The organism is Serratia sp. AKBS12, assembly GCF_024793895.1.
In the GTDB taxonomy this organism is placed as follows: domain Bacteria; phylum Pseudomonadota; class Gammaproteobacteria; order Enterobacterales; family Enterobacteriaceae; genus Serratia_F.
In genome coordinates this window covers 41,420-65,635 of sequence record NZ_JANUSB010000010.1, presented here as the reverse complement: position 1 = coordinate 65,635, position 24,216 = coordinate 41,420, and the positions used below count along the sequence as shown (strand labels likewise).

At 54.2% G+C, this 24,216-nt stretch carries 23 protein-coding genes and 5 pseudogenes; 14 read left to right on the top strand and 14 right to left on the bottom strand.

Features of this window, described 5'->3' with window-relative positions; genetic code table 11:
- Positions 1-12: 12 nt before the first annotated feature.
- From tssC to NYE85_RS08020, 5 genes and pseudogenes are all read right to left on the bottom strand, one after another.
- Positions 13-1,560: a type VI secretion system contractile sheath large subunit gene (gene tssC / locus NYE85_RS08035; protein ID WP_259004223.1), complete on the bottom strand. Its 1,548-nt coding sequence runs from the start codon at positions 1,558-1,560 to the stop codon at positions 13-15.
- 33 nt (positions 1,561-1,593) lie between these two features.
- Positions 1,594-2,091 (bottom strand): type VI secretion system contractile sheath small subunit, encoded by a 498-nt coding sequence (gene tssB / locus NYE85_RS08030; protein ID WP_259004222.1) that lies wholly within the window; start codon positions 2,089-2,091, stop codon positions 1,594-1,596.
- A gap of 576 nt (positions 2,092-2,667) precedes the next feature.
- A pseudogene (locus NYE85_RS22795) lies at positions 2,668-2,868 on the bottom strand (hypothetical protein); the annotation flags it as partial.
- Between the two features lie 2 nt (positions 2,869-2,870).
- Positions 2,871-3,002: pseudogene (locus NYE85_RS08025) on the bottom strand (transposase); the annotation flags it as partial.
- Positions 3,003-3,079: 77 nt separating this feature from the next.
- A pseudogene (locus NYE85_RS08020) lies at positions 3,080-3,355 on the bottom strand (IS481 family transposase); the annotation flags it as partial.
- Between the two features lie 683 nt (positions 3,356-4,038).
- Here NYE85_RS08020 and NYE85_RS08015 point away from each other — a divergent pair.
- From NYE85_RS08015 to NYE85_RS07995, 5 genes and pseudogenes are all read left to right on the top strand, one after another.
- On the top strand, positions 4,039-4,314 hold the full coding sequence (locus tag NYE85_RS08015; RefSeq protein ID WP_259004221.1) for a hypothetical protein: 276 nt from the start codon (positions 4,039-4,041) through the stop codon (positions 4,312-4,314).
- A 24-nt stretch (positions 4,315-4,338) separates the two neighbouring features.
- Complete coding sequence (locus tag NYE85_RS08010) at positions 4,339-4,839, top strand: PaaI family thioesterase (protein ID WP_259004220.1); 501 nt, start codon at positions 4,339-4,341, stop codon at positions 4,837-4,839.
- A 160-nt stretch (positions 4,840-4,999) separates the two neighbouring features.
- Positions 5,000-5,220 (top strand): annotated as a pseudogene (locus tag NYE85_RS08005) (IS3 family transposase); the annotation flags it as partial.
- 158 nt (positions 5,221-5,378) lie between these two features.
- A complete protein-coding gene (locus tag NYE85_RS08000; protein ID WP_259004219.1) occupies positions 5,379-5,762 on the top strand; it encodes an acyl-CoA thioesterase in 384 nt (127 codons plus the stop codon).
- A gap of 14 nt (positions 5,763-5,776) precedes the next feature.
- Entirely contained in the window at positions 5,777-6,097 is a 321-nt protein-coding gene (locus tag NYE85_RS07995) for a hypothetical protein (RefSeq protein WP_259004218.1), read from the top strand.
- Here NYE85_RS07995 and NYE85_RS07990 read toward each other — a convergent pair.
- From NYE85_RS07990 to NYE85_RS07975, 4 genes and pseudogenes are all read right to left on the bottom strand, one after another.
- The gene (locus NYE85_RS07990; protein WP_259004217.1) at positions 6,085-6,873 is read right to left on the bottom strand and encodes a lysozyme inhibitor LprI family protein; all 789 of its coding nucleotides are present in this window, start codon (positions 6,871-6,873) and stop codon (positions 6,085-6,087) included. The genes NYE85_RS07995 and NYE85_RS07990 overlap by 13 nt on opposite strands.
- A 202-nt stretch (positions 6,874-7,075) precedes the next feature.
- A pseudogene (locus tag NYE85_RS07985) lies at positions 7,076-7,294 on the bottom strand (outer membrane beta-barrel protein); the annotation flags it as partial.
- Positions 7,295-7,349: 55 nt separating this feature from the next.
- A complete protein-coding gene (locus tag NYE85_RS07980) occupies positions 7,350-8,834 on the bottom strand; it encodes a HAMP domain-containing sensor histidine kinase (protein ID WP_259004216.1) in 1,485 nt (494 codons plus the stop codon).
- A 3-nt stretch (positions 8,835-8,837) separates the two neighbouring features.
- A complete protein-coding gene (locus tag NYE85_RS07975; protein ID WP_259004321.1) occupies positions 8,838-9,551 on the bottom strand; it encodes a response regulator transcription factor in 714 nt (237 codons plus the stop codon).
- A gap of 147 nt (positions 9,552-9,698) precedes the next feature.
- Between NYE85_RS07975 and NYE85_RS07970 the strand changes: the two genes are divergently transcribed.
- Genes NYE85_RS07970 through NYE85_RS07960 form a run of 3 tightly spaced genes read left to right on the top strand, consistent with a single transcriptional unit; the run spans position 9,699 to position 11,427 of the window.
- A complete protein-coding gene (locus tag NYE85_RS07970; RefSeq protein WP_259004215.1) occupies positions 9,699-10,310 on the top strand; it encodes a cytochrome b/b6 domain-containing protein in 612 nt (203 codons plus the stop codon).
- A gap of 11 nt (positions 10,311-10,321) precedes the next feature.
- Complete coding sequence (locus NYE85_RS07965; protein WP_259004214.1) at positions 10,322-11,110, top strand: molybdopterin-dependent oxidoreductase; 789 nt, start codon at positions 10,322-10,324, stop codon at positions 11,108-11,110.
- A gap of 56 nt (positions 11,111-11,166) precedes the next feature.
- On the top strand, positions 11,167-11,427 hold the full coding sequence (locus tag NYE85_RS07960; protein WP_259004213.1) for a pentapeptide MXKDX repeat protein: 261 nt from the start codon (positions 11,167-11,169) through the stop codon (positions 11,425-11,427).
- A 293-nt stretch (positions 11,428-11,720) separates the two neighbouring features.
- On the opposite strand, the gene metC is transcribed toward NYE85_RS07960, so the two are convergent.
- Both metC and NYE85_RS07950 read right to left on the bottom strand, forming a co-directional pair.
- Complete coding sequence (metC, locus tag NYE85_RS07955) at positions 11,721-12,899, bottom strand: cystathionine beta-lyase (RefSeq protein ID WP_259004212.1); 1,179 nt, start codon at positions 12,897-12,899, stop codon at positions 11,721-11,723.
- Between the two features lie 9 nt (positions 12,900-12,908).
- A complete protein-coding gene (locus tag NYE85_RS07950; protein WP_259004211.1) occupies positions 12,909-14,189 on the bottom strand; it encodes an amino acid permease in 1,281 nt (426 codons plus the stop codon).
- A gap of 250 nt (positions 14,190-14,439) precedes the next feature.
- Here NYE85_RS07950 and NYE85_RS07945 point away from each other — a divergent pair, with 250 nt between their 5' ends.
- Positions 14,440-15,348, top strand: a complete 909-nt coding sequence (locus tag NYE85_RS07945) for a LysR family transcriptional regulator (RefSeq protein WP_259004210.1) — start codon at positions 14,440-14,442, stop codon at positions 15,346-15,348.
- Positions 15,349-15,471: 123 nt separating this feature from the next.
- On the opposite strand, the gene NYE85_RS07940 is transcribed toward NYE85_RS07945, so the two are convergent.
- A complete protein-coding gene (locus NYE85_RS07940) occupies positions 15,472-16,074 on the bottom strand; it encodes a helix-turn-helix domain-containing protein (protein ID WP_259004209.1) in 603 nt (200 codons plus the stop codon).
- 43 nt (positions 16,075-16,117) lie between these two features.
- Between NYE85_RS07940 and NYE85_RS07935 the strand changes: the two genes are divergently transcribed.
- Positions 16,118-16,813, top strand: a complete 696-nt coding sequence (locus NYE85_RS07935; protein ID WP_259004208.1) for a B3/4 domain-containing protein — start codon at positions 16,118-16,120, stop codon at positions 16,811-16,813.
- 63 nt (positions 16,814-16,876) lie between these two features.
- Here NYE85_RS07935 and NYE85_RS07930 read toward each other — a convergent pair whose 3' ends face one another.
- Complete coding sequence (locus tag NYE85_RS07930) at positions 16,877-17,839, bottom strand: GlxA family transcriptional regulator (RefSeq protein ID WP_259004207.1); 963 nt, start codon at positions 17,837-17,839, stop codon at positions 16,877-16,879.
- 152 nt (positions 17,840-17,991) lie between these two features.
- On the opposite strand from NYE85_RS07930, the gene NYE85_RS07925 reads away from it, so the two are divergent.
- Positions 17,992-18,672 (top strand): cysteine hydrolase family protein, encoded by a 681-nt coding sequence (locus NYE85_RS07925; RefSeq protein WP_259004206.1) that lies wholly within the window; start codon positions 17,992-17,994, stop codon positions 18,670-18,672.
- Positions 18,673-18,803: 131 nt separating this feature from the next.
- On the opposite strand, the gene NYE85_RS07920 is transcribed toward NYE85_RS07925, so the two are convergent.
- Complete coding sequence (locus NYE85_RS07920; RefSeq protein WP_259004205.1) at positions 18,804-20,765, bottom strand: sigma-54-dependent Fis family transcriptional regulator; 1,962 nt, start codon at positions 20,763-20,765, stop codon at positions 18,804-18,806.
- Between the two features lie 186 nt (positions 20,766-20,951).
- On the opposite strand from NYE85_RS07920, the gene NYE85_RS07915 reads away from it, so the two are divergent.
- From NYE85_RS07915 to NYE85_RS07905, 3 genes are read left to right on the top strand one after another with little or no spacing between them, the layout of a single operon-like run.
- The gene (locus NYE85_RS07915; RefSeq protein ID WP_259004204.1) at positions 20,952-22,400 is read left to right on the top strand and encodes a sugar porter family MFS transporter; all 1,449 of its coding nucleotides are present in this window, start codon (positions 20,952-20,954) and stop codon (positions 22,398-22,400) included.
- Between the two features lie 13 nt (positions 22,401-22,413).
- Positions 22,414-23,433, top strand: coding sequence for a Gfo/Idh/MocA family oxidoreductase (locus tag NYE85_RS07910; protein WP_259004203.1), 1,020 nt, complete (start codon positions 22,414-22,416; stop codon positions 23,431-23,433).
- Entirely contained in the window at positions 23,433-24,212 is a 780-nt protein-coding gene (locus NYE85_RS07905) for a TIM barrel protein (protein WP_259004202.1), read from the top strand. Before NYE85_RS07910 ends, NYE85_RS07905 begins: the two co-directional genes overlap by 1 nt.
- Positions 24,213-24,216 lie beyond the last annotated feature (4 nt).

Below are 24,216 nucleotides of genomic sequence, written 5' to 3'. Positions count from 1 at the left end.
TCCTGCCTTAGCTTACGATTTCGCTTTCGGCATCTGGGAAACCAGCGACAGGTTGACATCCATGCCTTCCACCTGAAAGTGCGGCACGGCGTACAGCTTCACGCGGAAGAAGCCCGGGTTATCCTCAATGTCTTCCACTACCACTTTGGCGTCACGCAGCGGGTGAGAGGCCTGCAGCTCGTCGCCCGGGTCGGTCATTTCGGTTACCAGACTGCGAACCCAGGTGTTGAGCTCAAGCTCCAGCAAACGACGGTCTTTCGTCGTACCGATGTTTTCACGCTGAATAAGCTTCAGGTAGTGGGCGATTCGCGACAGCAGGAAGATGTACGGCAGACGGGCATTGATGCGGCTGTTGGCCGTTGCATCGGCGGTGTCATACAGTGCCGGTTTCTGGGTGGAATTAGCCGAGAAGAAACAGCTGTAATCGCGGTTCTTGTAGTAGGACAGGGGAATAAAGCCCAGATTCGCAAATTCAAATTCGCGGGTTTCCGGGATCATCACTTCTGACGGGATCTTCACCTGATTGCCGGTACCCAAATCGTACAGATGAATAGGCAGATCCTGCACGGCACCGCCGGCCTGCGGGCCACGAATTTGTACGCACCAGCCGTTATTGATAAAACTGCGCACCATGTTGGAGGCAAAAGCAAAGGATGCGTTGGTCCACAGGTATTTGTCGTGTTCCGGGCCTTTCACTTCTTCAACATAGTTGAAGCTGCGCACCGGCACGGTGTCCGGACCATACGGCAGACGACCCAGCACGCGCGGCATCACCAGACCGATATAGCGGGCATCGTCCGTCTCGCGGAAGGATTTCCACTTAATATATTCAGCGCGATCAAAGTAGTTACCAATATCCTTGATGGCCGCCACCTCCTCCATGCTGTCTTTCAGGAAGAATTTAGGGCCGGCAGAGCCGATAAACGGCATATGCGCTGCGGCAGACACTTTAGAAATATTGCGCAGCAGGGCAATATCCTGCGCAGACGCATCAAATTCGTAAGCAGAAATCAGCGCGGCAATCGGCTCTCCACCCGGGGTGTCATACTCATCAATATATGTATGTTTATACAACCCACTCTGAATGATTTCCGGGCTGTCTTCGAAGTCCTGACGCAGGTCTTTTTTGGACATGTCCAGCAGCTCGGTTTTCACGTTCTGGCGGAAATCGGTTTTGTCCACCAGGGATTTCACGCCGCGCCACAGACTTTCTACCGCCTGAAATTCTTCGCTGTGCATTACCGCATCCAGCTGACGGCTAATCTGGTAGTCCAGCTCAGCGATATGATGGTCAATCAGGTTTTTGTCGAGTTTTTCAACTTTTGAGCCCGCTTTTGTCAGGCATTCCAGGAATACCTGCATCCCGGCCGTTAATCGTTCATCCGCAGTCGCATCCGACATCGCCTGCGCATCCTGCCAGATGTCCAGCGCACTCAGCTCGGACACCGGGCTCAGATTGATTTTTTCAAACAGGGACGCGTAGACCCCTCCCGCAGCAGGACGTTCAAGCTCCACGCTTTCGCCACCTGTGACATTCTCATTTTTTACTGACATCAGCATCTTCCTTATTAATCCGTTAAATCATCGTGACAGTTATGGCTGCTTAGGTGCCAGGGCTGAGAGTTCGGCTCGGAGTTCTGCGCTTAAGGCCGGGTCGAGCAGAATTTTTTCCAGTTCCTTTCGGAAAGCCTGATTGTCCAGCAGGTTAGCTTTTAAATCGCGAAGCAGGTTGCGCATGGAAAGCATCGCTTTCAGCTGAGGGATCTGCCGGGAAACCTGCTCGGGGGTGAAATCGTTCATGCTCTGGAAGGTCAGACTGATGCTGTCTTCGCTGCCATCATCAGCAAGCGTGTTTTTAACGGTCAGATTTACTTTTGGGGAATATTCGGCAAGAACTGAGTCGAAGTTATTTTTGTTCAAGTTAACTTTTTTGCGCTCAGACAGTGGCGCAGACTCCTGACCATTACTGAAGTCGCCCGCCACCAGTAATTTCAGGGGGAGCTCAGTTTTCTTGCTCGCGCCCCCCGTATGCAGATCAAGTTTTAAATTAATACGTGCCTTTGGCACTTCATTCTGGAAACTATCAGCCATTTCATCATCCCTCGGTTTATCGCTGTGCACACTTTTTAGCCTAAAATGCTTTGCACGCGATAATAGAATAATGATCGGCACAAGATCAAATATACAGATCTTTAATCGGTAAAAATAAAATTAATAAGAATTTTCTGCTAATCGTTAATAGTAAATAGCACTAACATGTCAGTAAAATGAACTGCATTTAGCATGCCAAACGAATATTTATGTCGTAATAGTTAAGATATAAGGAAAATTGTTAATGAAGTGATCTTTAATTGATTTAAGTCAATGTATCAACATTAAAAACATTCATTCATTTTCATATGTATAGTTCAGAACAGCTGGGGAGATAAATAAGGGGTATAGCAGGAAACTGAATTTATAATCTTGCGACCGACGACAATGCCTTCCCATAGTATTTACGCATGAATACCCATGAAGAAGGCACCAAAAACTCGAGTTATATCCGACGGAAAGCCTGATTTGCTATCAGGGCTGTAATGCCATCCGTCCAAGCTCCAGCATGACGGCAGGAAGTGCGTGTGCCTGGAAATCACTGCCGCAGCCATTATAGTGTCAGTCACTCCGGCAGACCAATGGACGAGTATCCGGTACATAACATTTAAGTTGCCGGGTATGACGGGTCTCCTTCAGCTCAGAATTAATATATGGGCAGTGCAGCGCGTCGGGCCTGTGTTCAAACCACGGGCGTTCAGTCCGGTATTCGGGATGGTGCAGTAGTGCGCATCCGCAGAGGTGGCAGGTGTAGCGGTCATAGGGGGCAGTCTGCGCGTTTTAAATTTCCAGTTGTAGTAAGTCGCTTCAGAGATACCAGCCTCGCGGCAAACATCCTTAACAGTTCGTCCGGTTTCAACGGACTTAATCACGGCGATGATCTGATGCTCAGTAAAACGGGCTTTACGCATAGCGATCTCCTTCGTTGGCAGATGGACTATGTCGGAAGCTCTCTAAATGTGAATGGTTCGATTATAAGGGATACTTACACTTTACCTTTGGGTCGTGCCGTCGTCCGAAGCCATCCTACCTGCCGGTGTAGGCCGTCAGCCAGTCAAACTTCAGGGAATGCGGCACATTCTGGAAGACATGGCTTTTGGCCACCGGCCCGTTATCGAGGTACAGCATTTTCGGGCGGATCTGGAAAGGAAAATCAGACCAGGTCTTTGGTGCCATGAGGTTAAAGAGAAAACGCAGCGCTGATTCCACATCCTCACCACACACACCGGTATTCCTAGTAAGTAACGCCGCTCCGGTCATCCACTGACCCTGCCTCAAAATCACATTGGCTGAGAACAAAACCACATTAGCTGGTTCCCCGCCACATTATGGGCATTCTCATGCAGGTTGCGTAAAACTCATCACTGATAAGTGATGTGCTATATTTTATATTCACTATCACCTTCCTGAGGTGTTATATGGCCCTGGAAATCAACCGTCCTCTGAGCTTGCTTGTGTGGGCATTATTTATCTTCACTACCGTTGTTATTGCCCTGACCATCCATAGTCAGGATCTGGATGATTATGGGAATAATCCCCCCGGGACTGATTGATAAATATTAATTTTTTGTATTACCGCAGCTAACGCTTCATGGATGCGATATCCATGCAATTTGCACGCAATCTGTTGCTAAACCTCCGGAAATCCGTCAGTCGATCCGTGGCATATTAAATCCACAACGCGCTAACGAATTGGTCGAGGAAATGCACGTGGTCGGGCTGCCATTGTGATGTGTCTGCCGGACAGCTCGTAGGTGCGCTATTCAGTGCGGATGCGTATAACTTTTTTGAGTTATTCGGAGGTAATTCATGATTTATGGAATAATCTGCTACATATTGTCACTGACACTGGTTCTTACGTTTGCCATGATCTATATATTCCGTTCATCATTTATGCCATACCACCGCGACGCAGTACAATGCCAGTGGCATGAAATAGCCCCTAGAATGCAGAAATTGTTGCTGGCACTAATGAAAGCCCTTGGTATGGCGTGGTTATCCTGGTTTTTTTTCTGCGTATATTTGTTAATTATTTTGCTGTCAGGGCCTGTGATATTATGGCAACTAGCAATCTTCCAGATCATATATTTACTTTCTGCAATAGCTCCCGTGTTTGTGGCCATAAGACTGCGGATGCAGACAGGGGCAAAAACACCATTAGCCGCTGGTGTGATGGCTGCCGTTTTATCTGTTGTTGGTTTTACCTGTATTTTATTGGTTTGAAATCTGAATCAACCGGAGAGATATATGAACCATAATGCCGTATTTTGGCGGGTGGTCAGTGGTGAACTGCCGCTGCCCCCGGCAGCAAAAACGCTCGGGTGGCAGTTTGTTCGTTATGATGAGGGTTCAGGAGAGATTCATGTGACATATACAGTTGAAGCAGCACTGACGAACCCACTTGGAAATGTTCAGGGAGGGATTCTCTCAGCCATGCTGGATGATTGTATGGGTCCGGCGATTTATGCCACTCTTCCTCCAAATAAGATAGCGGTAACCGTGGAAACGAAAACACTTTTCATCCGGCCTGCGTCTCCTGGAAAAATTTTAGGTACAGGAAGAATTGAACATATAAAAGGGAATCTCTGCTTCACCTCGGGACAGCTCAGTGATACTAGCGGTCGAGTGCTGGCGACAGCGACCGCTATTTTCCGTATAGGAAAACTTCGCTGGAATGGCCTCACCATCCCGTCTGCCGTGGCTAATGGCATGATGAAGTGGAAGCTGCGGCAATACAAAAAAAATTAATATTTATCAACCAGCCTTGGAGGAATTATTCCCATAATTATCCAGATCCTGACTATGGATGGTCAGGGCAATAACAACGGTAGTGAAGATAAATGATGCCCATTAATACCATGCGGTGCATTCAATGCGAGCTGAGGAAAAATGTAACAAATTGAAATAAAAAAATAGAAATATTAAAAAAGGCTACCGCACTCTTGATGTCAGGCTCCTTGACGGTTCTCGATAATCGGGAAATTCAGAGCACGTTATCCTGTGGCCACTCTCTGCCACGCGTTAGGAGTTCATCGCAGCAGCTACAAAAACTGGAAAAACCGCCCTGAAAGACCAGACGGCAGACGGGCTGTCTTACGCGGTCAGGAACTTGAGCTGTATAACATCAATGTAGTAACCGTAACCCAATGGCGATAATTATCCCGCCGTACATCAGATAGCAGATGCCCGCCCCTCACCGCAACATTGTTTGATTAAAACCCGATAAATGCGTTACGTTAAGCCCTGCAACTTACACACCGGCAAATATCGATAGGAATAAAGTACTTATGTTTAGCAAAAACTATGACGTTGATCCCGGACATGTCGATTTTCAAGGCGTGGTAGACGGCCTCTATTATCCCTTCTACCTCGAATGGGCGCGCCACGCGTTTATGGCAGAAGCGCTGGGACTGGATATTGAGGAAGAGTTCAAACAGGGGCGCGTTCATATGCTGCTGGAATATTCGCTCAAGTTTAAAAAGAGCCTGAAGGCCGGAGATAGCATGGTGGTCACCTGCAAACCGGTAAAAAGTGAAAAACGCAACCGGGTGAACTTCGAGCAGCAAATTCTGGTGAATAATGTGGTCTACGCCGAAGCGGTGTTTGTCGCCACCTGCCTAGTCAATGGCCGTCCATCGCTACCGGAAAGTCTGGCACCGCTAATCGAATAACGTCGCCCAGAGACATGACTGCGCGCCCTATTATCGTTGCCAGTCACAGCGTGCACCTAACGTCCTGCGCTATCGCCACGCCCCCCCTTCTTGCCATTTATCCAGGTAGTTATACCGTTATCGTGGCGAAAAAAACCGGCCATCAGGCCGGTGGATCTGGGCAGGCGGATGGTGGCGTCCTGGTGGTCCAAGTACAAAACGTTGTGGTGGCCGGTCAGGCCGGTGCTCAGGCCCGCATTGCGCAATACCCGTCACGGCCCCTCTTCACCGCGCTCCGCAACGTTGATTTCACCGCAGCAACAGCAGTTGTCCGTACCGCCGACTATCGCGAATAACCGTAGGTACCACACAGCGTCAGGGTATTTTCAAGGTAGGATTTTTTCCACACCGGCGCTTCTGCGCCGCTAAACACCGCTATCGACAGTTGTTTGGCATCCTGACTGACGGCGGTGACAATAAAGCTGGGTTTGGTTTTTTCGTCACAAAGATAATTACCAGATATCAATTGCGTTGCCTTTGCCCCTTCCACTTTATAAAGCGACAATTTATCTGCACTGTCGAAACCGTCGTCACCCATCGCCCTGGTCTGATCAAGCTGTTTTACCAAGCTCACGTGCAGGGGTTTTGCACCGGCCAGCAGGATACTGGCGTCAGCAAACAGGATATCGCCGGTAATAGAGTACGCCGTTTTCGATTGCGCCTGCCAATAGACCGGGAAGTCATCCACCTTGCCATGCTTTAATTCATCAATCCGCAAACTGTAGAGATCCTGCAAACAACGTTGCGGGTTCTCCGAGATCGGCTGTTTAAATAATCCCTGCCAGCTTTGCGGCGCAATGCAAATGCCGGAACGCGCTTGCAACCACTGCTTTTGCGATGCCTGTATCTTGGTGCGTGAAGCGCGATCGGCAGCGCTGAGTGCCTGCGGGTAAGTATCGGCAAGTGTCTTGTCGAGTTGCGCCAGCGTCGGATCGGAACAAATCAGCCCTTCCACCTTATTGAGTTTTTTCTTACAGTCGAAGCTCGGGGATTCGGCCGACTGCGCAGTTAACGGCAGTAAGGTCATGGCGACGGCGATAAACAACAGGGAAAAACCTGGGGTCAGTTTCATTTATTCTCCTAATGGGCTGACGATGTTTTCAATTAATCATGCCCGGTAACGAGAACCGGTAACTCAACGGTGTTATTAGCATAGTGACTGTTTGCGCTTTAACCAATCCTGGCAATGAACAACGTCGCATATCAGCATTGTTCTTTCGGGGTCGGTCATCGAAGTTTGGCCAGCCGGGCTGGCCACTCAATCATTAAAAGCGCTAGCCTGCGCCAATAACCCAGGTGCCCACTTTGGCGTCATCCAGCTTGGAGTATTTGTAAGACGCTTCAATAATTCAATTTGGCCAAGGATTAACCTGCAAGCCGATCCCATAAGCCACCGAGGTTTTGCTCTCGTCGCCATCGGCTTCATAATAGCGCGAGTAGATGGAAGATTTTATTTTGCCATGAGCCAGCCCCAGCAAACCATAAACAGATACGCCGATGTCACCGAGTAAACCCGGCCTTTGGCGCAGCTTTCGGCTAGGGATCCTTTCAGCAGGCAGCTTCCCCCTGTTCACAGCTGAGGGAAAAACAGAAACATGCCCCGCTGTGCGGCACGTCCAGCAATACAATGTCGCTGTCGTGCAGTTGCAGGATACGTTTCACGATCGTCAACCCCAAACCACCGGCATGGCGACGGGCGCTATACAGCGCCGAAGGGCGCTCAAACAGATCGGCACGCAGCTCTTGTGGTATGCCGGGTCCGCTGTCACTGACCTGCACCATCACCTGCTGCGCCTGCCGCCATAGACGCACGGTAATTTCCCCGGCGTTCGGCGTATGGCGAAGCGCATTGTCCAGCAAGTTGGTCAATACTCGCTCGATCATTGCCAGATCGGCATTGACCAACGGGATCCCCGGTTGAATATGCGCCAGCAGTCGTTGATCGCGCGCCTCCGCCGCCAGTTCGAACTTCTGGAAAATATCCTGGACCAGCTCGCCTAGTGAAAACGGCTCTTTCTGCGGCTTCACCACGCCGTACTCCAGCCTGGCCAATTCGAACAGCTCCTGCGCCAGGCGTCCAACCTTGCGGCTCTGCGCCAGCGCAGTATTCAGATAGCGTGCGCGATCGGCCTGTGTCAGGCCGGCAGACTTGATCGACAACGTTTCCAGATAGCCATGTAACGAGGTGAGCGGCGTACGCAGATCGTGCGAGATATTGGCGATAAATTCACGCCGTTGCCGATCCTGCTGCGACAATGCTTGCCACTGTTCGGTAATGCGCTGTGCCATACGGCTGAACGCCGACTGCAACTGGCTGACTTCATCTCTGCCGGGTGCCGCTACCGGCAGCGCGGCATAGGCCTGTATCGCGCTGAAGCCACCGTTGTCCAGCATACCGATCTGCCGGGTAAGTTGGCGGATCGGCCGCGTCACCCAGCGGAAGGCAAACCAGCCGGCCAGCAGGCAGAACAACACCATCAGCCCCGAGGTCCAGAGCGCCATGCGCACCGCAGAATTGACCTGGGCGTCACCGGTTAGTGCAGCGTAATCCTCGCCCAGCAGAATGACATACAGATAGCCTTCGACAACCCCATTGATTTTTAATGGCGCTGCGCTGAATACCTTGCGTTTGTCCAGGCTGCGCGGGTCATCACCGTAAATAGGCATGTCGGCGCTGGGCGACAGCGCCAACAACGGTGACAGATCAACCCTGCTGCGTTTGATACGCCCAGGCGGTGCGGCATCGCCAATAATATTCCCTTGTTTATCCAGTAGATAAACTTCCACGCTCGGATTTACCGCCATCAGTTGGCTAAACAGCTGTTCTACCGAGGAGGTATTCAGGCCATTGTTGTCCAGCAACGAATTGCCGTCGGCAATATGTTGCGCCAGATTGACGGAAAGCCGCTGGATCACCGCCTGACTGTATTGGGTACTGCTGCGAACTTGTATCCAGCCGAAGATCGCACAGCTGATCATCATCAAGAGCGTAAAGGTCACGCTCAGGCGTTGGAAAAGCGTCAGGTTTTTCATGTTTTACTCTTGCGGCGCGGCCGCGAATTTATAGCCCATTCCCCATACGGTGAGGATACGCTCGGGTTCTGCCGGGTTACGTTCCAGTTTGATGCGCAGCCGATTGATATGGGTATTGACCGTATGCTCGTAGCCCTCGTGTTGATAGCCCCATACCTGGTTCAACAGACTGAGTCGGGAAAATACCTTGCCGGGATGGCGGGCAAAGAAATACAGCAGATCGAACTCGCGCGGCGTCAGGTCCAATGGCCGTTGATTGAGATGTACCTCACGCGAGATAGGATCGATGTCCAAACCATCAATACTCAAGATGCCCGCTTCCAGACGCAGGTTACGACTCATTGCCTCCTGCCGCCGAAACAGCGCCTTGACCCGCGCCACCAGCTCCAGCATCGAGAATGGCTTGGCCAGATAATCGTCGGCGCCCAGTTCCAGACCGAGCACCCGGTGAACTTCGCTGGAGCGCGCGCTGGTGATAATGATCGGCGTGTAACGCGTCATATTGCGTGCCCGGCGGCAAATCTCCAGGCCGTCGATGCCCGGCAGCATCAGATCGAGGATCAAGGCATCCCAACCGCCCTGCTCCAGCATCGCCATGCCCAGATTGCCATCGCCGGCGTGGCTGATATCAAAGCCTTCGTCACGCAGATGCAACTGCAACAGTTCGGCGATATTGCCGTCGTCTTCGACGATCAAAATTCTTTTGGCCTTTTCCATCCTGTCTACCACGTTGCTCAATCCTGTTTGAAGTCTACACAACCGCCAGCAGGGGAGTTATCACATTTTATTTAACTTTGCGTGAGGTCTTGGGGAACAGATCGCAGGAATACTGGACTTATCGAATCACCACCGCCAGGTAACAACATGAACATCACCGTAAGCAAGGATAAAACCGACGTTGTTCATCCGCTATGGCTGCGGCTGACCCACTGGTGCAATGCGCTGGCAATGCTGATTATGGTGACCAGCGGCTGGCGTATCTATAACGCTTCACCGCTGTTCGACTTTCGTTTTATCAACCAGTTGACGCTTGGCGGCTGGCTCGGCGGCGCACTGCAATGGCACTTTGCCGGCATGTGGCTGTTTGGCATCAACGGGCTGTTCTACCTGCTGATCAATCTGTTCAGCGGGCGTTTAAAACGGCGTTTCTGGCCGCTGAGCCCACGACAGCTGGGTAGCGATCTGCTGGCGGCGCTGCGCGGCAGGCTGCAACACGCCGATCCTCGCCAATACAACACGGTGCAGCGGGTCGCCTATCTGTTGGTGATGGCAGCCAGCCTGCTGGCGGTGCTGTCCGGACTGGTGTTATGGAAGTCGGTGCAGTTCCCGCTGTTACGCCAACTGCTGGGCGGTTACGAAACGGCGCGTTATCTGCATTTCTTCGCCATGGCCGGTCTGGTTGGCTTCGTCGCCATCCATCTGCTGATGGTGGCGCTGGTGCCACGCACGCTGCTGGCCATGCTACGCGGACGTTAAGGAGACCAGTGATGGAACGACAAAATAATCCCCTTGGCCTGAGCGACAGTCAGGCATTGCTCAAAGAGGCGCAGCGTCTGTTGACGCAGCGGCTGGCCGGGTCATCGCGCCGCCGCTTTCTGCGTAACGGCCTGACGCTTGGTGGCATCGCCATGCTCACCGGCTGCGACATCAGCAGCAACGGCAACGTGGAACAGGCGTTAAGCCAGATATCGCGCTTTAACGATCGGGTGCAGGGCTGGCTGTTCAATGCCGACCATCTGGCACCGGTTTATGCCGAATCGATGATCACGCGCCCCTTCCCGTTCAACGCGTTTTACGCCGAACAAGAGGCCCCGGAGATCGACGGTGATGACTACCGGCTGGAAGTGGCCGGTCTGGTGCAGAACAGACAACCGTGGACGCTGACGCAGCTGCACAGCATGGCGCATATCAGCCAGGTGACGCGTCATATCTGCGTCGAAGGCTGGAGCGCCATCGGCAAATGGGGCGGTGTACCGTTCGCCGCATTTTTGCAGGCGATTGGCGCCGACCTTGGCGCTCGCTATGTCAGCTTTACCTGCGCCGACGACTATTACACCAGCATCGACATGGCCACCGCACTGCATCCGCAAACTATTTTGGCGCTCAGCTATGACGGCAAAACCCTACCGCGCAAATACGGTTACCCAATGAAGCTGCGGATACCGACCAAGCTCGGCTACAAAAACCCAAAGCATATTCAGGTGATTGAAATTACCAACCGCTTCCCGGGCGGCTACTGGGAAGATCAGGGCTACAACTGGTTTGGCGGCAGTTAACGCCGCCGCAAACTCCCCCGCACCAAGGTGCTTATTCACTGATAGAAGGAAATACCATGAAAAAGTTATTCGCCATGATGATCTGCAGCGCGCTGGCGCTGGGCGTAGTTAGCGCCAACGCCGCCGATAGCATGGGCAAAGATGCGATGAAGAAAGATCAGATGGGCCAGATGTCGCATGACGGCATGGCCAAGGACGGTATGACCAAGGACGGCATGAAGAAAGACGCGATGAAAAAAGACCACATGGGCAAAGATGCCATGAACAAGCAGCAAATGAAAAAGGACGAAATGAAAAAGGACGCCATGAGCCAATAAGCTGCTGTTGATTATCCTCACTGTGTCTACCCTGAAGCCGCTCCTCCCAGAGCGGCTTTTTATTGCAAGCCTAGAGCCATGTGCGTGACGCAGGGCTCTCCGAGCTGTGGCAGACAAGACGTCGTTGAATATCTTTGACTCAGCAGCGACCAGGGCATACCGCTGTCCCAGCAATCAATAAACCGCCGCTCACCTGGTACTTGCTGGCAGAGCCGACGCCACAAACAGACTGGCATCGATACAATGCAAACATCGGGCCCCGGCGGCACCTACCCCCGAGGCGAGCAGAGATATCAATGATGCAAACGCATCAGCCCCTGTTTCAGATCGTTTTTCAAATCATCCATATCTTCCAGACCGATCTGAATACGCAGGGTCATCCCTTGCGGGTTCCAGGTTGTTGCCGTCCGGTATTCGGCGCAGTCAAAAGGAATGATCAGGCTTTCAAAGCCTCCCCAGGAAAAACCCATGGCAAAAACATGCATATTGTCCAACATCTGGTCAACGTTCTGCTGGCCAAAGCGTCGATCAAGCACAATGGAAAACAGCCCGGTGGAACCGGTGAAATATTTTTTCCAGTTTTCGTGACCCGGGCACTCTTCAAAGGCCGGGTGCAGGACTTTGCTGACTTCTGGCTGCTGCTTTAACCAGCGCGCCATATCGAGGCCACGGGATTGCGCCTCCTGGACCCGCAGATGCATGGTGCGCAAACCGCGTAGCGCCAGGAAACAGTCCTCCGCGCCTGGCAGCATGGCCATGGTATCGTAGGTTTCACGCAGTGCCGGCCAGTGGCTGGCATTAGCCGAAACCAGCCCCATCAGCAGATCGGAATGACCGCCAAGGTATTTGGTTCCCGCCTCTACCGATAAATCAATGCCATGCGCATGAGCCTTGAAAAAAATTGGCGTAGCCCAGGTATTATCAATGATGGTGCTGATAGCGTATTTTTTTGCTACCGCGACGATGGCGCCAATATCTTGAATCTCAAAGCTTTGCGAACCAGGACACTCCAACAGGATCGCCCGGGTATTACTCTGCACGAGACGCTCGATATCCCCACCGATTAACGGATCGTAGTAGGTCACCGAAACACCATATTTAACCAGCAGGGCATTACAAAACTTACGCGTAGGACGATAAACGGAATCCGTCACCAGAATATGATCGCCAGCTCGGGTGACGGAAAAAAGCGCCAATGCCAATGCCCCAAGCCCGGAGGGTGAAATCACCGTGCCGGCGGCATCACACAGCGTAGACCAGGCATTTTCCAGGTTTTCAATGGTTGGCGTGCCGGAGGTGCCATAGGAAAAGCGGGCCCTTTTATGCCTGATATCATCACAATTTTTATACACCACCGTCGAACCGCGATATACCGGCGCGTTTACAAACCCGCTTTGTTGTTCGGGATCTCGCCCCAACATCGACAACTGGGTACTCAGCTTGAATTTTTGCAGTTCTGATTTGCTTTTCATTGGATACCTTTACTCAAATAATTTAAAAAAAGGTGACAGGCAGAGCAGGATCCCGGTACCGGAGATAAACAGCACGCGCCAGGAATAATATTGCATAAGCTGCGGTACTTTCAGCACCAGGTAGCAAGGAATAAGGCATGAAACAATACCGTAAACCGGCGCGCCTATTTGTTGTAATAACAAAATGGGGAAATGCGTCAGCACCCAGGCCCATAACAGCAGTACGATAAAGACGGAAACCGCAATGCTGATGGTTTTCTCATTGAGTGACTTCTCGTCGACAAATCGAGAAAAAACATTGACCACAATACCTTTCATTGCCTCCTGGAAACCGAGGAAAATGCCGAAAAAGGCGGTAATGATGGCGAAGGCATTGAGCAGCACCGACATCACCCTGACCAGCTCACCCGGTATCACTTTGGCGACGATCGCCATCGCCGAAATATTATTCTCCGCCGCTTCGACCGCCTGTTGGTGGCTCAGGGAAAAGGTAAATGAAAAGGCAAAGAACAGTACCGAACAGGCCAGTATGCCGTAGGCGATCCGGCTGGCACGCAGCGCTCGGTAGGTAGCGATAAGCGGATCTGCCTCGACTTTACGGAAAGCCACGTTCATCGGACTGAGGATTTGCACGAACAGAATGGAGAATAACGTAAACGGCAGGGTCAAAACGGTGCCAATCAGCAATTCCCCGATCGGTGGAAGATGGCTGATATTGCGCACCTCCCAATGCGGTATCATCACCATGCCAAGCGCAACCACCACGCCCAGCTTGACCAGCACCATCGGGCCGGAAACTTTAAACAGCATTTTTTCACCCTGGGCGGCGACACAAACCAACAGGGATAACACCAACAGCCCGTACCAGCCATTATCCGACAGCTTATCCGTCGTCAGGCCAAAGGTTTGAAAATAGGAGGCGCTGTCAAAAGTGGCGGCCAGCGAATAGGTCAGCATGCCTTTAAGCAGCATGATGAAATAAGCTACTCCAAGGAAAAAACCCCAGTTCCTGCCCAAGTAAAAGGTAATAACCCCCGAGTAGTCTTTACATTCAGGGCTTTGCGATAATGTTTTCAGATAAAGCGACTGCAGCATATACAATGCGGGATAGGCTATCAGTACCGATAAGCTAAATACCCAAATTCCTTTCAAACCAATCTGCACCGGCAGAAAGATAATCCCTCCACCAATTGCCATGCCAATACACAGAATGACCCATCCGGCATCATAGGTAGTAAAGGGTATCTTTTTGTTATTTATTATACTTTGCGTTTCCGAGGCGTTGTTCATAATATTACCATCAGGTTGGTTAAATAAAAAACATCCACGCCATTACCTAATCACAGCCTTTTGGCATTGACCAATAGCAAATGGGTAATCTGTGATCGGCTCTGTATTAAATCCACCATTAATGAATTACAATCAATTCATCCGTGACAAAAAGAGCATAATAGTTTAATCGGCACATAGAATAATATTATGGAATAGCAACAGGAATAATATACCGATAATTGGCCGTAGTAGCAGAGCTGGAGGTAATATGCTTAACTCGGGTACCTTGAGTCAGCTGAGTATTTTTGTCCGCATCATCGAGGCAGGGAATCTGACCAAGGCAGCCAGAGAACTTGGCCTCTCGCCTTCGGCGGTCAGCAAAAGCCTGGCTAAGCTGGAGGAACAGCTGGGGACGCAATTAATCACCAGGACCACCAGAAACATTTTCCTTACGGAACAAGGTGAAGCGGTGTTTAACCGGGCCATCATGCTGATTGAAGAGTACGAAGATATGTTTGCTCAGGTTCAGCGCCCGACGGAACCGGAAGGCCTGCTCAGATTGTCCTGTTCCGTGGCATATGGTTCAAAAATCCTGCCTGACTTCATTAGCACTTACCAACGGCGTTTCCCCAAGGTAAAAATCCATGTTGAGCTGAATGATAATATTATCAATCTGTCAGAAACCCCTTTTGATATGGCACTAAGAATAACCCGGCAGTTAGCCAAGACGGAGAATCATGTATTACTGAACAAGATTAACTGGATTTACTGTTGTTCTCCCAACTATCTGCTAGGTAAACCGCCAATAAAAACGCCGGCGGATTTAACCCGCCACCGCTGTATTACCAATCCGATCATGGCCTACCATGATAACTGGGTGTTTGCAGACCATAACGGTGAAGTCATGGTCCCGGTCGATTCCTGCCTGACCTCGAACTCCAGCCTGACATTATTAAGCATATTACTTAATCACAATGGCGTGTCCTGCCTGCCTGACTATTTGGCAACGATGTATATTAATAAAGGTGATTTGGTACACCTGCTGCCTGAATACCATGCCGGATTTTCTCACTACTTATATGCGATCGATAAAAAATCAAGATATGTCAATCCGCTAACCAGAACGTTCATTGAACATCTGAGCAAACAAATATCCCCAACTAACGAAAAACCGTAATTAAAAACGCCAATATAGCCAGCGTGCCGTCGTCAGGTTGAGCGTGAAAGCCGGCAACCGACCTTCGGCCAGCGGTGCATAATGGCTTTCACCCTGTCGCTTGCCTCCCGATAACCCCGCCGGCTAGCGATGAAACTCGGCCACCGTCATGGTAAATACCAGCGGGCTGTCTCCCGCGTTGGCATAATGATGAGCGCTGTCGGTTCGAGCCACTGCCGAACAGCCTTCGGTGACCAGCAATTTGGTCGCCTCGGTTGCCAGCTCCAGCACGCCTGTTTCAACATGCAGCAGTTCCAGCGTTCCCTGTGGGTGCCCAGGTGAGCTAAACAGCTCGCCTGGCAACATTTCCCAGCGCCAGAGCTCAATCATGTTTGGCCCGCTGGTACCAGCAAGCAAACGCGCCGAGCCGCCTTTCTCTCCGTGCCACAGCGTCGGGATGTCCTGTCTGGCCACCAGCCAGCTATCAGGGGCGTGGGTGACGTTGACAATATCCGCCACCGACAGGCCAAGCGCCGCCGCAATTTTGCATAAAATGGCGATACTGGGGTTAGCCGAGCCTTTCTCGATTTCCACCAGCATGCCCTTGCTGACACCGGCACGTCGCGCAAGCTCGTCAAGCGAGAGTTTTTGCCCCTTGCGATAATCGCTGATGCTTTTGGATACCGCCTCACTGACATGCTGCATGTCAGCGCCCGCCTCGGTCGTTTTATTGACTTTTTTGGTCATTGGTCATTAGTATGAGATAAATTGGTCAATATAGGATTATGGAATGTTCGCTGTTACCCCGTCAATCGCCCCGGAGATCTTCGCTATCGCCCCCGGTTTCAGAGCCTTGAGCCTAGTGGTGCAAGCCGCTCCGTTAACCGCCCCGACGGTAGCCGAGGAATTGCTGGCCGCAGCCTGCCAATCGGTGGTGACCGGGGATATTCCCTGGGCTGAGGCGCATCTTGCGGCCTGGTCCGAGGTCTTTAAAAAATTTGGCGCCAAGCCCAAGCGCACCCCCTGCTCTGCCGAAGCGCTGCATAAGCGGGTATTGCGCGATGGCCAGTTGCCCAGCATCGATCCGCTGGTGGATCTGTATAACGCGGTCAGCATTCGCTACGCCGTGCCGGTCGGTGGGGAAAACATCGCCGCCTATGTCGGCCAGCCACGGCTGACCATCGCCGATGGCAGCGAGCAGTTTGATACCGTCAAGGACGGCCAACCGGCGCTGGAATCACCCGAAGCGGGCGAGGTCGTCTGGCGTGACGATCGGGGTGTTACCTGCCGACGTTGGAACTGGCGACAAGGGGTGAGAACCCGACTGGGTGCCGATGCCACGCAGATGTGGTTTATCCTGGAAAGTCTGCCAAGCATGCCGCTTGATGCGCTGCTGGCGGCGGGCGACGAGCTGACGCGGGGCCTGAGGTTGATGATGCCGGGCGCTACGGTGCACAGCAGCCTGATCGGTGCCGAACAGTCGTAACGCCAGCTCGCGGCGTGCTGCCAACCGCCTTTATCCGGCTTTTTGCCGCGCTCGCTGTGGGTATTAACGCCCCGTGGTACGAAACTCACGCCGATACAGCGACGGCGTCGTGCTGAATTGCTGCTGAAAATGCCGCCGCATTGACAGCGCCGAACTGAAACCAGCCGCCTGAGCCACCTGTTCTACCGGCTGGTCGGTTTTCTCCAAAAATCGCTGCGCCATTGCCAGCCGTTGATTCAGCAACCATTGGGTTACCGTGGTACCGGTGGTTTGCTGGAAATGCCGGGTAAAACTGCGCCGGCTCATCAATGCCTTGTCGGCGATCAGGCCGACCGTCAGCGGATGCTGCAAATTCTCCGTTGCCCAGCTCAGCGCCTGCATAAACCGATCGCCGCCGGCGGTGTTATATACCGGTTGTTCAATAAACTGCGCCTGTCCCCCTTGCCGATGCGGCGGCACCACCAGTTGCCGAGCCACCGTATTGGCCACTTCGGCACCGCATTGCTGGCGCACCAGGTGCAGGCAGCAATCAATACTGGCGGCAGTGCCTGCCGAGGTAACGATATCGCCATCATCGATGTACAACACGTTATGATCGACGGCAATCGATGGATAACGCTGCAAGAAGGCGTTCATCCAGTTCCAGTGCGTGGTGGCCGGCCGGCCGTCGAGCAATCCGCTGGCCGCCAGCACGAAAGCCCCCATGCACAGCCCGACTAGTCTGGCGCCACGCGCGTGCGCACGGTGCAGCGCGGCCACCAGTTCCGGCGACGGCATCAGCGCCGGATCGTTCCAACTGGGGATAATCACCATATCCACCTGTTCCAGCGCCGACAGCGTACGCTCGGCAATGATCGAAAACCCGGCGTTGGTACGCAACGGTCCCGGTTCCGTGGCGCATACCATCAGCTGATACGCCGGCTTGCCCTGCTCGTCGAGCGCATGTTCGAACACCGCACAGGGCACGGAAAGGTGAAAGGGAATGATATCGTGAAAAACAACAATTCCGACTTTGATGACTGGCATTACCCCACCTGTTTAAACCTCGATGCAATTTGGCCTAATAGTATCGTTTTTGGTCACGCCGATAGCTATTGCCGCGATCGGTAAAGCGGCAAAATTGCTCCACACCGCGGGAATCCGTCCCACCGTGCCAAGCCGATAAAGGAATATTTACCATGAAAAATCTGCTCGCTTACAGCGCACTGGCGCTTTCCATGACCGTCGCCAGCCTGACGGCGGAGGCCACGCAGGCGCCCACCATTCGTACCATGAGCGGCGCTCAGCCGACCAAAGCCTTGGCGGCTGACGCTACCGCCTTGTTGGTGATTGATTTTCAAAATGAATATTTTAGCGGGAAAATGCCGATCCCGGACGGCCTCAAGGCGTTGGGTAATACCCAAAAACTGGTGGCGTTCGCCCATCGCCACAACATGCCGGTATTCTTTGTGCGCCATATTGGGCCAGCTGATGGACCGCTGTTTGCCGAAGGCAGTCAATCAGCGCAGTTCCATGCAGATTTGCAGCCGTCAAAAGGTGATGTGGTGATTACCAAAGCCACCCCAAGCTCGTTTGTCGGCACCGATCTTGATCGGCAATTAAAAAGCAAGAACATCAAAACGTTGATTGTCACCGGCCTGATGACCCACATGTGCGTTTCTACCACCGCGCGCGATGCGCTGCCGTTGGGTTATCAGGTGATTATTCCCGAGGATGCCACCGCCACTCGCGATCTGGCCACCTGGGACAACAAGGTGGTCGATCATGTCAGCCTGCAACGCGCCGCTCTGGCCGGCGTGGCAGACGTTTTTGCCGAGATCGCCACCACTCGGCAGGTGTTGGCGTTGCCGGTCGAATAACCCCGCCGGCCCCCCTCGATGGAACCCGCACGGTAATTGCCGTGCGGTTCATCAGGAGACACGATAGGCCGCCGGCAGCGGTTCAATCGCTCCTCTGGCGGATCCCGTTCCGGTTGGTTTATTGCGCTGTCTCAGCGCCGCCTGAACGCCGCCACATCCACCTGCCATTGGCGGAGTTTGTTGTACAGCGCGGTGCGCGAAATACCCAGCAGTTGCGCGGACTGGCGCAGGTTGCCGTTCTGTTCGGCCACCACCTGCAGCACATGCTGGCGCTCATTTTCCTGCAACGAAGGCCGCACCTCTGACGGCGTAAGCGTCGCAGACGCCTGCACCATATCGTCAGGCAGATCGTGGCAATCGATCTCCAGCCCTTCGCACAGGTTCACCGTGCGCTCTACCAGGTTTTCCAGCTCGCGTACGTTGCCCGGCCAATGCCAGTCTTGCAAACAGCGCATTGCCACCGGCGTTACCCGTGGCGGAATACGTTTTAACCGGGTGCAGAGCGCTTGAATGAAGGTATTGACCAACTCGGGAATATCCTCGCGGCGCGCGCGCAGCGGCGGGATGGCCAGTGAAATCACGTTCAGTCGATAGTAGAGATCGCGGCGAAAGGCCCCCTTGGCGACCGCGCTCAGCAAGTCACAGTGGGTGGCGGCGATGATGCGCACGTCTATCTTCAACGGATGCGCTGCGCCGATGCGCACCACCTCGCTTTCCTGCAATACGCGCAGCAGGCTGGTTTGCGCTTCCAGCGGCATTTCACCAATCTCGTCAAGAAACAGCGTGCCGCCATCGGCCAGTTCGAATTTGCCGGCGGAACCGCCGCGCCTCGAACCGGTAAATGCGCCGTCGGCATAGCCAAACAGTTCGCTCTGTACCAGATCGCGCGGCAATGCGCCGCAGTTGAGCGCAATAAAGGGCTCTTGCCGACGCGGGCTGGCATTGTGGATCGCCTGAGCAAACAGTTCCTTGCCGGTGCCGCTTTCACCGCTCAGCAATATGGTGCTGTCGCTGCGACTGCCGGCACGCGCCTGCTGGATCACCTGCTGTACGCACTGTGCATTGCCATGGATCATCTCAAAGGTGTAACGGGCGCTCACCCCCATCACCCGGCGGGTAATGGCGCGGATGCGCTGATTCTCACGCAATGAAAGCACCCGCCCGCCGTCCGGTGCCGGCATCAGTGAAATCAGACAGGAAAGCGGCCGCTCGCCGTCAGGCATGAACTGCAACTCGCGGTCATTGCAAAACGGCAAGGTCAGCAACGATCCTTCCTGCGGTTGCAACAACGCATCGATCGATCCGGCCTCGGGATCGATACCGCTGAAGATCTGCCGTGCGTAACGGTTGAGGGTTTTGATCCGCCCATGACGATCGCAGACGATCACCCCTTCATTGAGCGTTTCGAGGATCGACTGCTGTTCGGCCAGCAGACGCCGCAGCATCAGTTGCTGCCCCACCGCCTCCGCCGCTGCCTGCACCGTTCCCAGGGTATGCGCGTTGAAATTGTCCGGCGTCGCCGTCAGGGTGAGCACGCCAATCAGGCCGCCGCCGGCATCGCGTACCGGTGCGGCGGCGCACTGCCGGTTGCGCTTGCGCAGATCGAACTTCCAGTTTTCACCGCTCAGCACATACACCAGCCGCTGTTCAATCAGGCAACGCGCGGTGCAGTTGGTGCCGAGTACCTCTTCGCGCAGGATACTGCCGACCGGCGTCATATCCGCCCCGCAATAATGCAGCGTCACCCCCTGCGCGTCGGTCAGGTTGATATGACCATCCGGATTATAGGCCAGCAGGTTTTCCATAATGCTGCGCGCTACCTGGATCAACTCGGCATTACGTTCAAGGATCGCCGCCAGTTCGTCAGCGGCTGGCGCGAGATAGACAAACGACACCGGATCGATAGCGCGCTGTTGCGAGCGTTGCCAGGACTGCCAGATGCTGCGCCGTATCCAGTTTGAGGTTTCGCCAGCTAAAAAACGCTGCCAACCCTGCCACAGCAGACTGTCCCATTCAGCCACTTCTGCACCATCCGGCAGGCTGAATATGGGATCACTTTCATCTTTGAACGGTAAACGATCGAGGACTCGCATCTGGCACTCCGGCTTTGCATGGAATGTTCATTTTATTTACATGTAAGGTTGGCATGTAAATTTTGTTGCCAGATTGTGATGTATATCTGTGCAGCACCTCACACATTGCCACGTTTTGAGGTTGGCATTGCCTTTGCAATAACCGTAGCAAATACGCCGAACGCGCCAAAAAGGAAATAAGTGACTATGGGTAAACACAATTTACCGTTGATCTTTTTTATCTGCACCATCGCTTCGCTCAGTGGGGTGATCCTCGGTTACGACGCCTCGGTGATCTCCGGGGTCATCGATCCGCTAACGGAACATCTCCATCTTTCTCCCTGGGAAAGCGGTTGGGCCGTTTCAAACGTCATTCTGGGTTGCGTGATCGGCGCCTGCTGCGTCGGCTACATTTCCGATCGGATTGGCCGAAAATCAACCTTGATCGTTACCGCGCTGATGTTTGTCATTTCCGCCGTCGGATCGGCGCTGGCCACCAGCCTTGGCGAATTCGTTCTCTATCGCCTGCTCGGCGGACTGGCGGTGGGCATGGCATCGGCCATCACGCCGTTATATATCGCCGAAGTGTCACCGAAAGACTGGCGTGGTCGCATGCTGGGGCTGCAACAGATGCTGATGGTCGGCGGACAGCTCACGGTGTATATCGTCAACTATCTGATTGCCCGCGGCATGTCGCATGCGTGGATTGTCAGCGATGGCTGGCGATGGATGCTGGCGTCGGGGATCGTGCCCTGCGTGATGTTCCTGCTGCTGGTGCCGTTTATGCCGGAGTCTCCGCGCTGGCTGGCGCTCAGGGGAAAAACCGAACGGGCTCGGCAGGTATTGACCCGACTGTCAAACGCGCAGCATGCCGACCACCTGCTGGCAGAAATCCTGGCCAGTGCGCACCCTCATCGCGCCCAGCTCGCTCAGCGCGGCATCCTGCGCGATGCACCTACCCGCTATATTCTGCTGATTGGCTGCGCCATCGCCATTTTGCAGCAGGTTTCCGGCATCAACATTCTGCTGTATTACGCGCCGTCGCTGCTGCAAAACGTCACCGGCAGTACCCAGGCATCGTTATTCCAGAGCATTTTCCTCGGCCTGGCGCTGCTGGTGGGCGTCGCTGTCTGCCTCAACGTGGTGGACAGGATCGGCCGTACGCCGCTGCTACGTTGGGGGGCATTAGGCTGCACCCTCAGCCTGATCTTTACCTCCTGGGCTTTTATCGCACATATCGACGGGCTGGTGCCGGTGCTCGGGCTGGTGGCCTTCGTGCTGATCTTCGGCCTGTCATGGAGCCTCGGTGCCTGGCTGCTGATCTCCGAGATCTTCCCCAACCGCATCCGCGCCGTGGCGATGGGCTTCGCCTTTTCTTCGATGTATGTGGCGAATTTTATCGTTACCCAGAGTTTCCCGATGATGAACCGCAGCGCGGTGTTAATGGAACACTTCAACGGCGCATTCCCCCTGATGCTGTGTGCCGCAGGCAGCCTGATCGCGTTCTGGTTTGTGCGGCGCTTCCTGCCGGAAACCCGTGGCGTATCGCTCGAACACATCGAACCGCTGATGTTATCCAAATCCCGTCGTTTCGCTACCGAGGCGCCACGAGCGGTTGAACCTTCTTCCGTGCCTGAATGGGCGAACCACAAATAACAAGGAGTACAGCATGACTTTATCTTCACAACCGGTACGCGTTGGCCTGATTGGTGCCGGTCGCATGGGCAGCTTCCACGCCGAAAATCTGGCCTATCGCGTACCGGGAGCCCGGCTGGACGCGGTGGCCGATCCGCAGCCCGGCGCCGCCGAAAGGCTGGCGCAACGGCTCGGCATTACCAAAGCCTATGGCGATCTGCACGCATTGCTGAACGATCCGGATATCGACGCGGTTGCCATTGCCGCCCCGGCACGCACCCATGCCGAATGGGTGATCGCCGCCGCACAGGCCGGCAAGCATGTGTTCTGTGAAAAACCGATGGCGGTCACGCTGGAGGAAGCAGATAGCGCGATTGCTGCGGCAAAAAAAGCCGGCGTGGTACTACAGGTGGGCTTTAACCGCCGCTTCGATTCGGGCTTTGCCGCAGCGATTGCGGCGGTCAAGGCCGGCGAAAACGGCACCACACAGCTGAGTCGCTCGATTACGCGGGACCCGGCGCTGCGCGATCCGACGCCGATCCCGCAGTGGACTATTTTCCTGGAAACCCTGATCCACGATTTTGACACGCTGCTGCATTTCAACCACGGCGCGAAGCCGGTGGAAGTCTACGCGCTGGCTGACGCGCTGGTGCGCCCGGACTTCAAGCAGCGGGGGCTGCTGGATACCTCGGTAGTCACCCTGCGTTTTGATAACGGCGCAATTGCTACCGCCGAAGCCAGTTTCCAGGCCGTCTACGGCTACGACGTGCGCGGGGAAGTATTTGGCAGCAAGGGCATGTTGCAGGCTGGCCATATCAATGCCACCCACTGCGTACGCTACCATCAGGGCGGCATCGCCATTGACACCGCACGGCTGGATTCCGATCTGCTGCGTGACGCCTATGTGGCTGAAATGACAGAGTTTGCGCACTGCATCCGTAGCGGTGAAACGCCACGCGCCACCGGCGAAGATGCGCGTAACGCGCTGGAAATCGCGCTGGCCTGCATTGAGTCGGTACAGCAGAACCGTCCGATTGCCCTGGGAGGTCGCTGATGGCCGGCTATCAACTCTCGGTTTGTGCCGAAATGGTGTTTCTCGATCTGCCGTTTATTGAACGCGTCGAGCGTATTCATGCGCTCGGGTTCGGCGTCGAAATCTGGGGCTGGGCCAATAAGGATATTGACGCCCTGATCGCCACCGGTGCGCGTTTCACCTCCATGACCGGCTACCTGAGCGGCAACCTGACCGACAGCGACGGTATCGCGCAACTGTTGCAGAGCGCCGAAGCCTCGTTGGCAGTGGCCGAACGGCTGAACTGCCCGGCGCTGAATCTGCACGGCAGCGGACTGGACGAGCGGGGTCTGCCGGTGAAGCCGGTGGAGGTGGTTACCGGGGCAATGTGGCTGCAAGCCGCTGCTACGCTGCGCCGCGTAGCGCAACTGGGCGAACGTGCCGGGCGGGTGTTCACGCTGGAGAATCTCAATCTGCCGGTCGATCATCCCGGCACGCCATTCGCGCTGGCCGCCGATACCCTGGCATTGGTCGAAGCGGTGAACAGCCCGGCGCTAAAGATGAACCTTGATCTGTATCATGCGCAGATTGGCGAAGGCAACCTGATCGCCCTGATCCGCCGTGCCGGCCCGGCCATCGGCGAGATCCAGGTGGCCGACGTGCCGGGGCGCCAGCAGCCGGGCACCGGCGAGATCAACTATCGTGCCATTGCCCGTACGTTACAGCAGATCGGCTATCGGGGCACCGTGGCAATGGAAGGCTGGGCCAGCGGCGACAGCACCGCCGCACTAGAGCAGTTCCGCGACCACTTCACTCTATGAGCGC

Coding starts and splice junctions, on each gene's coding strand:
- tssC (WP_259004223.1), bottom strand. CDS start 1,560: ATGCTGATGTCAGTAAAAAATGAGAATGTCACAGGTGGCGAAAGCGTG.
- tssB (WP_259004222.1), bottom strand. CDS start 2,091: ATGGCTGATAGTTTCCAGAATGAAGTGCCAAAGGCACGTATTAATTTA.
- NYE85_RS08015 (WP_259004221.1), top strand. CDS start 4,039: ATGCAGAAATTGTTGCTGGCACTAATGAAAGCCCTTGGTATGGCGTGG.
- NYE85_RS08010 (WP_259004220.1), top strand. CDS start 4,339: ATGAACCATAATGCCGTATTTTGGCGGGTGGTCAGTGGTGAACTGCCG.
- NYE85_RS08000 (WP_259004219.1), top strand. CDS start 5,379: ATGTTTAGCAAAAACTATGACGTTGATCCCGGACATGTCGATTTTCAA.
- NYE85_RS07995 (WP_259004218.1), top strand. CDS start 5,777: ATGACTGCGCGCCCTATTATCGTTGCCAGTCACAGCGTGCACCTAACG.
- NYE85_RS07990 (WP_259004217.1), bottom strand. CDS start 6,873: ATGAAACTGACCCCAGGTTTTTCCCTGTTGTTTATCGCCGTCGCCATG.
- NYE85_RS07980 (WP_259004216.1), bottom strand. CDS start 8,834: ATGAAAAACCTGACGCTTTTCCAACGCCTGAGCGTGACCTTTACGCTC.
- NYE85_RS07975 (WP_259004321.1), bottom strand. CDS start 9,551: ATGGAAAAGGCCAAAAGAATTTTGATCGTCGAAGACGACGGCAATATC.
- NYE85_RS07970 (WP_259004215.1), top strand. CDS start 9,699: ATGAACATCACCGTAAGCAAGGATAAAACCGACGTTGTTCATCCGCTA.
- NYE85_RS07965 (WP_259004214.1), top strand. CDS start 10,322: ATGGAACGACAAAATAATCCCCTTGGCCTGAGCGACAGTCAGGCATTG.
- NYE85_RS07960 (WP_259004213.1), top strand. CDS start 11,167: ATGAAAAAGTTATTCGCCATGATGATCTGCAGCGCGCTGGCGCTGGGC.
- metC (WP_259004212.1), bottom strand. CDS start 12,899: ATGAAAAGCAAATCAGAACTGCAAAAATTCAAGCTGAGTACCCAGTTG.
- NYE85_RS07950 (WP_259004211.1), bottom strand. CDS start 14,189: ATGAACAACGCCTCGGAAACGCAAAGTATAATAAATAACAAAAAGATA.
- NYE85_RS07945 (WP_259004210.1), top strand. CDS start 14,440: ATGCTTAACTCGGGTACCTTGAGTCAGCTGAGTATTTTTGTCCGCATC.
- NYE85_RS07940 (WP_259004209.1), bottom strand. CDS start 16,074: ATGACCAAAAAAGTCAATAAAACGACCGAGGCGGGCGCTGACATGCAG.
- NYE85_RS07935 (WP_259004208.1), top strand. CDS start 16,118: ATGTTCGCTGTTACCCCGTCAATCGCCCCGGAGATCTTCGCTATCGCC.
- NYE85_RS07930 (WP_259004207.1), bottom strand. CDS start 17,839: ATGCCAGTCATCAAAGTCGGAATTGTTGTTTTTCACGATATCATTCCC.
- NYE85_RS07925 (WP_259004206.1), top strand. CDS start 17,992: ATGAAAAATCTGCTCGCTTACAGCGCACTGGCGCTTTCCATGACCGTC.
- NYE85_RS07920 (WP_259004205.1), bottom strand. CDS start 20,765: ATGCGAGTCCTCGATCGTTTACCGTTCAAAGATGAAAGTGATCCCATA.
- NYE85_RS07915 (WP_259004204.1), top strand. CDS start 20,952: ATGGGTAAACACAATTTACCGTTGATCTTTTTTATCTGCACCATCGCT.
- NYE85_RS07910 (WP_259004203.1), top strand. CDS start 22,414: ATGACTTTATCTTCACAACCGGTACGCGTTGGCCTGATTGGTGCCGGT.
- NYE85_RS07905 (WP_259004202.1), top strand. CDS start 23,433: ATGGCCGGCTATCAACTCTCGGTTTGTGCCGAAATGGTGTTTCTCGAT.